Source organism: Roseovarius sp. YIN77 (assembly GCF_057219155.1).
The window spans coordinates 94825-103343 of the sequence record NZ_JBXVVI010000011.1; the positions used below are offsets into that span (position 1 = coordinate 94825).

Sequence of the window (8519 nt, forward strand, 5' to 3'; positions counted from 1 at the left end):
TAATTTTGACCATTTCTGACCGATCTTCACATGAGCAAGAGCTTCGCGCCCTACCCCCCTGTCCAGACGACCACCCACCGACCCCAGACGGTAGAGGGGTTGGACATAATGATGCTTGCCGCCCGTATCCGGGGGACGGGCCCGTACATATTGGGGGTATCTATCGCGGCGTTCTGTCTGGTGTTTCTGATCTCTACCCAACTGGTGTCACCAGTCTACAAAGCCCACGCCGAGATCTTCATCAGTGGGCAAACCGTCGCCACACCAGATCAGGGGATCACTGCACATCAGATCCCGGCGGAGGAAACATCCCTAAATTCCGAACTTCAAGTCTTGCGGAGCCACGACCTGATCAGCCGATTGATTGATGACCTGTCCCTTGCCGATGATCCGGAATTTGACCCGCGCTCTTCAATGTTCAGTGACCTGTTTCTCTCCAAGCCCGCCAGCCTTTCGCCCGCTCAGTTGTAGCGCTCCCGGCTCGTCGTGGCGATGAGCGACACCATCGAAACCCGTGCGGTGCCCCGCAGTGCGGTTCTCATCATCTCGGCCACCACCAGAGACCCGATGAAATCAGCACTGATCGCAGATCATCTGGCAAATCTGTACCTCGCGGATCAGCGGGAAAAGTACACTACCCGGCAGCAGCAAGAGCTTGAATGGCTGGCCAATCGAGCAACCCATTTGCAAGCAGAGCTTATACAGGACGAAGCCGCAATTTCTGCATTCCGGACACGTGCGCCGCACGTCATATCCGATCCGCTTGTCACCTATGAAACCCGCCTGACCAACCTGCGCGACAGAATTGCCCGGCTGGAACCCGCAGTGGCGTCAGGCACCCCAGACATCCAATCACAGGATCATTTTAAACATCTAGTCGCGGCACATGATGATCTGTTCGCATTTGTCACCGAACAAGGCCGCGATTGGCTGCATTTTCAGCAGCTACAGGATCAGGCCAACACAACCCGCACGCTGCACGACTACTACGTTACACAGCTAAAAGCCGCCGCTGCTGCTGAGGGGAACATTGGCTCTGACAGCCACATCGTCTCGACCGCGTCAATTCCAAACACACCGCACCGGCCACGCAGTCTGGTCTTGGCATTGACGGCAGGGCTGGTCACCCTGATGCTTGGCCTGCTGAGCATGCTATGGAAAGAGGCGAGCAACGTGCGGTTTCGCACCGAACGGGAGCTTGCCCAGTTTTCCGGCTATCCAGTGCTGGGTCACAGCACCCGAGCCCCTGCCAATCCCCAAACACCACTCGCACAAGGGGTCAACACATTGCGCGGCCTGCGATGTGCCGTCGTGTTTGGCACCGACGGGCCGCAAAAGGTGATCATGATCAGTTCCTCCCACCCGGACGAAGATGTATCAGAGGTTGCCATGACCCTGTCGCGCAGCTTGGCCGATATCGGAAAACGGGTCCTGATTGTCTCTGCCAACCCGAAACTGACAGCGCGCGCCCCGGGTCGGGCTGTTGAAAAGGCGGTTCAAGACGATGCCGCCATTTTTCACAACGCTACATTACGATCAGATATAAGGCCATTGCCCACAGAGCTGACCGGCGCCAGCGCACCGATGATCTTTGCCAAACTTGCCGAAGAGATTGCACGCCTGAAAGCCGACTACGATCACGTGATCCTGGACGCACCCGCCCTGTCAATCTGCCCCGAAGCACGCATCGCATCGCGATATGCCGATGGGGTCATTCTGGCCGTGCGCTGGAACAGCACGGCCAAAGACGACCTTGATGCTAGCTTGGGCCAATTTGAATTGGAAAATGTGCCAATCATCGGTCTGGTTTTGACCGGCGTCGACCCGTCAAGACTGCGCCGCCTTGGGCTAACGCATCAGTGTGGCTTTCACGCTGGCTATGGCACCGCGTGAAAACCAGACCCGGCTTACAAGGTCACACCACTGCGCGCGGCTGTCCGTGCTTCCATATCCTGCACCCGCGACAGATTGGTATCGCTCCAGACCGATGCGGCGAACAGTTTCGCCCCGATCCGACTGCCGGTGCTGCGATTGGTCAAAAGGTACAAGGCAGGTGCGCTGGCCAATGCACCGTTATAGCCACTGACCTGCCAATCCTGAACGCCGTTAACACGCAAGGTAATTGTGGCCGCCGTCTGATCCAACATCAGGGCATAGACCTTTGCCCCCACATGCGCCGATGGCGACCGGATGCTTTCAACGCCCAACCCGCTGCTGTTGAACCGCGCCTCAAAGCCCGAAGGCGACCCCGCATCCAGTTGAAAATCCCCGTCGGCGGCCTCGATCGAAATCAACGCATCGCTGTTGCTGGAGACTGACCCCACATCCGCCCCGATGCAAAACGTCACCGTGGGCGGCAAGGGCACAGACGCGGCGATCAACATGTCATCAACCCCGTCACCGTTGATCCAGTGCAAACCATTCGCAGTCTCGTAAAGCGGTCGGCGTTCAGTTGTCCCTTGCAGCAGCGAATGCCCCCCAAGCCCCTGATCAGAGACATACCCAACCGGATCACCCGAGGCACTGACCGCAACGCTCTGGGCCGCATCCTGAAACAGACTACCAGTTTGTGACGGGTCAAACAGCGCAATCGGGCTCAGCGACAGCGGATCAAAGGGCGGGGCCGCCCCGCGCGAGCGCCCTGCAATCTCTGTCAGGTTGAGAGATAATCCCAGCATCAGGACACCACGAAGGCATGAATTCCCGCGGCGGTGGTTCCGGTTGCATTAACACGCCGCACACCCACCGGCAGGATCATCCCGTCGCTGACGGTCAGGCTGCGCGACCCACCCGCCACGGTTTCCATCGACAGCGTGCCACCGGTTTTAACATATAACGCAACAGCGACCTCAGACAGATCAACACTGTCAGACGGCGTCACCGGCATCAGATCAGTGGCTGGCCCGCCCAGCGACAGGGAACGGTTTTCAAAAGGGTTGTTCATGGCAAATCTCCGGTCATCAGCCCGACCCCCACCGGGCCCGGCAATCGCTGGAGGTTCTAAGCTCAAACTCTTAATCGTGGTTAACAGCAGCGTGCGTTGATCCGAACTGCAACACCCATTCCCAAGCCCCGTCAAATCCTCTATAGCGCGGCCATGACAACGAACCCGCCCAACCTCCGCCCTGATGTCGCGCCGACGATGCGCCTGAACGAACCTGCCCGCGATGGCCAGCCCAAGGTGGGTATGGTGTCGCTCGGCTGCCCCAAGGCCTTGGTAGACAGTGAACGCATCCTGACCCGGCTGCGTGCCGAAGGATATGCCATATCCCCCGACTACGCGGGTGCCGATGCGGTGATCGTGAACACTTGCGGGTTTCTGGACAGTGCCAAGGCCGAAAGCCTGGAAGCCATCGGCGAGGCGTTGAAAGAAAACGGTCGCGTCATTGTCACCGGCTGTCTGGGCGCAGAGGAGGACTATATCCGCGGCACGCATCCGTCCGTCCTCGCCGTCACCGGCCCGCATCAGTATGAACAGGTGTTGGATGCCGTCCACGGCGCCGTGCCGCCCAGCCCCGATCCCTTTGTCGATCTGTTGCCTGCGCGCGGCGTGTCCCTGACACCGCGCCATTACAGCTATCTGAAAATATCCGAGGGCTGTAACCACAAATGCCGGTTCTGCATCATCCCCGATATGCGCGGAAAACTGGTCAGCCGCCCCGCCCATGCGGTGCTGCGAGAGGCCGAAAAACTGGTCGAGGCCGGGGTCAAGGAACTGCTGGTGATCTCGCAGGACACCTCTGCCTATGGGCTCGATCGCAAATACGATCTGAACCCGTGGAAGGGCGGCGAGGTACGCAGCCACATCACCGATCTGGCCCGCGAGCTGGGCCAGTTCGGCGCCTGGGTGCGGCTCCACTATGTCTATCCCTACCCCCATGTGCGCGACCTGATCCCGCTGATGGCGGATGGGTTGATCCTGCCCTATCTGGACATCCCGTTTCAGCACGCGCACCCGGACACGTTGAAACGCATGGCCCGCCCGGCGGCGGGATCAAAAACGCTGGATGAAATCGCAGCGTGGCGAGACGTGTGCCCCGAGATCACCCTGCGCTCGACCTTCATCGTGGGTTATCCGGGCGAGACTGAAGAAGAATTCCAGACCCTGCTGGATTGGATGGATGAGGCCCAACTGGACCGCGTCGGATGTTTTAAGTATGAAAACGTCGATGGTGCCCGTTCCAACGCCCTGCCGGATCACGTGGCCGAAGAGGTGAAGCAAGAGCGCTGGGACCGTTTCATGGAAAAGGCGCAGGAAATATCCGAAGCAAAACTCGCCGCCAAAGTCGGGCAGGAGATGGATGTGATCGTCGACGACATTGACGAAGACGGCATCGCCACCTGCCGCACTAAAGCCGACGCGCCAGAAATCGACGGGAATTTGTTCATTGACGAGGGGACGGAGGGGATATCGGTGGGCGATATCGTGACGGTCGAAGTTGATGAAGCGGGGGAATACGACCTCTGGGGCCAACTGGTTAAGTAATTACAGAAAACAGAGGGCAGCGCCCGACCCGGGTGGGCGAAAAACGCCCGCCATGGGGCGGCTCGGGCGCTGCCCGGCGTTGCCGCCGGGTGGATTGATGCTAAGTCAAACTAAGGCCAATATTCGTCTGACAGCAATCGAACCTTCCCATCCGTCGAAACATACAGCGTGTTGGAAGACAGTTTTAAGTACTCTGACAAAGCGAAATGTTTTCTGGCACTTCGCTTATCATTTGTGACAAATGCATCGCATGCTAACGCAAACGAGATATGCTGAACATCGTTGCGTTCGCTTTTCGCCCCCTGCAACGCGCGTTTACCATCCGCTTTCTTAATCCGCTTATCATTGTTGAAGCCCAGAAGTCCGAGCAAAGCGACAGCTTCGCTCAAGTTTGAAAAGCTATACTTGGCACCACCAAATGTATCGGCAATTGAATCGCTCATTTCTTCTGGATAGAGATCAAGAATCTTGGTCAGAACATTCGGAGGCCGAGTGCTTGAAATATGCTTTAAATTGTCTAACCCTTGATCCGGCACCTTTGGAGGTTCTTCTAAATATTTCGGCGCTTCGAACATTGGAGAACTCTCAATGTCTAATGAGGCTTCTGATATCATTTGAGAAGCAAAGGGAGAAATATCACGCAACTCGAATACAAGCTCACCCATCAAATCCGAAACTGCATTTCTGAACTTTTGGTCAATCTGTTCAATTTCTTTTTTCGATTTTGATCCATGTGCAAACAAAGAAAACTCGTCTAGCACACTTAAGAACTCTCCAATGTCAAATGCCTCCTCAGATAAGCTCTCAATAAATTCAGAAGCCCGCTGATCGACTAATTTGCCGTTGGTAGCGCTAAGGTCTTCAACGACCAGTCTTAGCGCTCTGATTTCATCAATTAGTTCTACTCTTCTTTCAAATTCAGTTGAGTCCTGCATGTCGTCGACGGTGATATGCGAATAGACTGGAATGAATAATTCGGAAAGAAATGCTTTCTTCAAATTGTGTAGCTGACCATCTGCTAACTTGCTGATTATGTTATTGTCCAAATAGATTGTTGGCTTTTTGATCAACTTAACACCCGCACCAACACCACAACCCACGCCACGCCCGCTGCAATCGCCGCCACCGCCACGCCACCGCTGCCGGCGTCCTTGGCCTGTTTGGCCAGTGGGTGGTGATCTTCGGATATATAATCCACGCAGCGCTCAATCGCGGTGTTCATCAGCTCTGCCGCGATGACCATGATGCCCAGTGCCAATATCAGGGCGCGCTCCCCACTGGTCAGCGGCAGGTAGAGCGCCAGCGCAGCAGAGATCAGATTGGCCCAGATCCAGCTGCGAAAGGAATACTCTGTGGCCCAGGTATCCCGCACGCCGTGCCAGCTCCAGACACATCGATTTTTCAGGTGAGTGAAGAAGAATTTCATATCCGCGCGCGCCCCACACAAAACAACGCCCCCAGCCTTAGCAGACCGGGGGCGATTGTGACCAGATTTTCGTGAGGTCAGAACCGATAGCTGAAGGCCAGAATCCCGGCTGTATCTTCCAGATCGGCGATATTGCCGTGGTTTTGGGCGTGAACCAGTTCCAGCACCAGTTCCAGATTGCTGGCAACCTCTGCCTGATAGGTCAGCGACAGGTCCAGCTGCCGCTTCTGTGGTGCCAGATCCAGGCTAACGGTGCTCATCTGGGAACTGCCATCAGACATCACAACGGGCAATTGCACCTGTGCGCCGCCATCAGAAATCGCCATCGGCATCGACAGACCCAGGGTCAGGCGATCCGAGTTTGACAGGATGCGCCGCTTGCCAAACTGCAGGCCGAAACTGTCATAACGCACGGAACTGTCGGCCTCAAAAAACGAGGGGGTTTCCAACGTGCCGATGCCGAACTCCCCGGTCAGGCCAACAAACGTGCCGCTGTCAAATTCCCGCGACAGACCCATATGCAGCGCCGCCATATCGGCACCCAGCCCATTGGCCTGTGCATCAGCAAACCCAACCGCCCCGCCACCGTCATGGAAGACCTTCAACCCCAGCTCCAAATCAACATCGGATTTCGGCATCAGGTCTCGCGACAGGCTGACGCCATAGCTGACATCCTCACCAAACAGGTTCGGAGTCAGAAAGGAGGCATTCACCCCGCCCGCTGTGGACATCAGGTTAACCGTCTGCCCCTCCAGCGTTGCAAACGGATCGTTCACATGCGCCGCCGGGGCCAGCCGCGCCTGGGTCATGTCATAGGACAGTATCTCTGACATCCGCACCGTCGCGATGGATTGCGGGGCGACGGTGGCGGTTAACGTCTCGGCCTGCATGTCAAACCCGGCGCTTAAGGCATCCGTGACGGCGACTTCCATTCCCGAAAGGCTCCGCGTTACCGCATCACCCATGGCCGCACCCGACAGGACCATCGGCTCGCCCACCGTCACAGATGTGTCCCCGACAGAAAGGGTCGCGGTTCCGATGGGCAACAGCGCGGCGCGAAGATCAAGGAACCCATGGCCAAAGTCGTCGCTGTAGCCGTGAAAGAACCCATCGGCCAGTTCAATACTGCCATCATGGGAATAAAATCCGTTATCGGCAGAGGCCAGCAACCGGACACGCAGTTCATGCGGGGTCATCGTGGGAAACGCCTCGGCCAAAATCGCCAAAGCACCCGCCACCTGCGGTGCCGCAAAGGACGACCCGGTTCCCAAATCATACGCATCGACACCCGCCGAAATCGCCGCAGTCCAGGCCCCATCGGCCACCAAACACCACGCGGCCGCTTCCAGACAGCCCGAAGATAAAAGCTGTGCAGACAGAATGCGGTCATTATCAAAATCCGGCACCGCATTGGCCACGGCCAGCCATCCCGCCGTCAGATCAGACTGCAGATGGGGGAGCGCGGCCATAATCGTCGATGTGGTTTTGGTATCATCGTTTGAGACCGCAAAAATCACCACACCTTGAGCTGCATATGCTTCCAGCGCAGACAGGTAATCAGCGCCGTCTGGATTGTTCACGAACAACGTATCGAAATTCACTTGGGTGACATCAGCATTGTCAAAGCCCCATGAATTGTTCTGGGCTACCGCATTCAGGGCCAATGCTTGCGCGGTCGCTGCGGTCCGGCTGGCAAAGGTATCAAAACTGCCCAACGCCAAATCCGCCCCCGGTGCAACGCCGATAAAGGTCGACGATTCACCAGCCGCGATTGAGGCCACGCTGGTGCCATGATCCTCAACTCCAACCGCACCGGCGGTCGAGATGGATTTCCCATCCAGCGTTTCGTGGCTGGTCAGAAATCCGTTATCAACAATCGAAATGGTCTGCCCAGCGCCAGTCAATCCAACAGCATGGGCATATTCGACACGCGACGCCGCCAGCGGGAAGCTGAAATAGGTCTTCCCGACACCACCAAAATTCCAACCGGTGTTCTGCAACTGATACTGGACACTGTTACGCAGGTCCGACGCCGTTGTTTCGTAGATGTCAAATGAGTCCACATAAAAGGCGCTCAACACCTCCATGGCGACCAAAGCGGGACTGGACAGGCTTGCGCTACCCGCGTCTTCGCCACCGCCCCCGCCGATGCATGCTGACAAGGCCGCAACCCCGACACACAAGGCCGCTGATTTAGAGAAACTTCCTGATAATCTCATGACACCTGTTGATGGCGGGCGGAGAGTCCACACAACCATAATCCTAGATTTTATTATTCTGCTCGACCCTAGAATAGCGCGGCATTGAAACAATTACGATCCAAGATTTTGAGTACGGGTATTGGGCTGGGAATTTGTGATGAAAGAATGACAGTGATCTCGGGCGCTGCCAAAAATCTCACCTGAAAAAAGGATACCCCCGCGAAATGATCGCAGGGGCGCCGTTCGTTTCTCGGTCAATGCGTGCTCAAAACCGCCAGCTATAACTCGCGGTGGCGCTCAGCTCTTCGTTGCTGTCATAGCCCAGTTCAAACCCGCCATTGGCGAAGTCCATGCCCAGGAAGACGCGGCCATAGCCGTCCTCGCCGGGGGTGGAGCCTGACAGGCT

Annotated in this window: 8 protein-coding genes; 3 read left to right on the forward strand and 5 right to left on the reverse strand. The window is 56.8% G+C overall.

The features are described 5' to 3' along the window. The first annotated feature begins 30 nt into the window (after positions 1 to 30). Both AC2D8P_RS11035 and AC2D8P_RS11040 read left to right on the forward strand, forming a co-directional pair. Positions 31 to 471: a Wzz/FepE/Etk N-terminal domain-containing protein gene (locus tag AC2D8P_RS11035; RefSeq protein ID WP_484702723.1), complete on the forward strand. Its 441-nt coding sequence runs from the start codon at positions 31 to 33 to the stop codon at positions 469 to 471. 21 nt (positions 472 to 492) lie between these two features. Further along, on the forward strand, positions 493 to 1893 hold the full coding sequence (locus AC2D8P_RS11040) for a polysaccharide biosynthesis tyrosine autokinase (RefSeq protein WP_484702724.1): 1401 nt from the start codon (positions 493 to 495) through the stop codon (positions 1891 to 1893). A 14-nt stretch (positions 1894 to 1907) separates the two neighbouring features. On the opposite strand, the gene AC2D8P_RS11045 is transcribed toward AC2D8P_RS11040, so the two are convergent. Both AC2D8P_RS11045 and AC2D8P_RS11050 read right to left on the reverse strand, forming a co-directional pair. After that, positions 1908 to 2678 (reverse strand): hypothetical protein, encoded by a 771-nt coding sequence (locus tag AC2D8P_RS11045; protein WP_484702726.1) that lies wholly within the window; start codon positions 2676 to 2678, stop codon positions 1908 to 1910. After that, a complete protein-coding gene (locus AC2D8P_RS11050; RefSeq protein WP_484702728.1) occupies positions 2678 to 2944 on the reverse strand; it encodes a spike base protein, RCAP_Rcc01079 family in 267 nt (88 codons plus the stop codon). Before AC2D8P_RS11050 ends, AC2D8P_RS11045 begins: the two co-directional genes overlap by 1 nt. 153 nt (positions 2945 to 3097) lie before the next feature. On the opposite strand from AC2D8P_RS11050, the gene rimO reads away from it, so the two are divergent. Further along, positions 3098 to 4486 (forward strand): 30S ribosomal protein S12 methylthiotransferase RimO, encoded by a 1389-nt coding sequence (gene rimO / locus AC2D8P_RS11055; protein WP_484702730.1) that lies wholly within the window; start codon positions 3098 to 3100, stop codon positions 4484 to 4486. Between the two features lie 110 nt (positions 4487 to 4596). Here the strand turns inward: rimO and AC2D8P_RS11060 are convergent, their stop codons facing one another. The 3 genes from AC2D8P_RS11060 to AC2D8P_RS11070 form a co-directional block, all read right to left on the reverse strand. Continuing rightward, positions 4597 to 5556 (reverse strand): hypothetical protein, encoded by a 960-nt coding sequence (locus tag AC2D8P_RS11060; protein WP_484702732.1) that lies wholly within the window; start codon positions 5554 to 5556, stop codon positions 4597 to 4599. After that, positions 5553 to 5912: a diacylglycerol kinase gene (locus tag AC2D8P_RS11065; protein WP_484702733.1), complete on the reverse strand. Its 360-nt coding sequence runs from the start codon at positions 5910 to 5912 to the stop codon at positions 5553 to 5555. Before AC2D8P_RS11065 ends, AC2D8P_RS11060 begins: the two co-directional genes overlap by 4 nt. Positions 5913 to 5989: 77 nt before the next feature. After that, on the reverse strand, positions 5990 to 8131 hold the full coding sequence (locus AC2D8P_RS11070) for a S8 family peptidase (RefSeq protein ID WP_484702734.1): 2142 nt from the start codon (positions 8129 to 8131) through the stop codon (positions 5990 to 5992). Positions 8132 to 8519 lie beyond the last annotated feature (388 nt).

What these genes read in the sequence shown, in the direction of transcription:
- AC2D8P_RS11035 (WP_484702723.1), top strand. Translation starts at nt 31, where the DNA reads ATGAGCAAGAGCTTCGCGCCCTACCCCCCTGTCCAGACGACCACCCAC.
- AC2D8P_RS11040 (WP_484702724.1), top strand. Translation starts at nt 493, where the DNA reads ATGAGCGACACCATCGAAACCCGTGCGGTGCCCCGCAGTGCGGTTCTC.
- AC2D8P_RS11045 (WP_484702726.1), bottom strand. Translation starts at nt 2,678, where the DNA reads ATGCTGGGATTATCTCTCAACCTGACAGAGATTGCAGGGCGCTCGCGC.
- AC2D8P_RS11050 (WP_484702728.1), bottom strand. Translation starts at nt 2,944, where the DNA reads ATGAACAACCCTTTTGAAAACCGTTCCCTGTCGCTGGGCGGGCCAGCC.
- rimO (WP_484702730.1), top strand. Translation starts at nt 3,098, where the DNA reads ATGACAACGAACCCGCCCAACCTCCGCCCTGATGTCGCGCCGACGATG.
- AC2D8P_RS11065 (WP_484702733.1), bottom strand. Translation starts at nt 5,912, where the DNA reads ATGAAATTCTTCTTCACTCACCTGAAAAATCGATGTGTCTGGAGCTGG.
- AC2D8P_RS11070 (WP_484702734.1), bottom strand. Translation starts at nt 8,131, where the DNA reads ATGAGATTATCAGGAAGTTTCTCTAAATCAGCGGCCTTGTGTGTCGGG.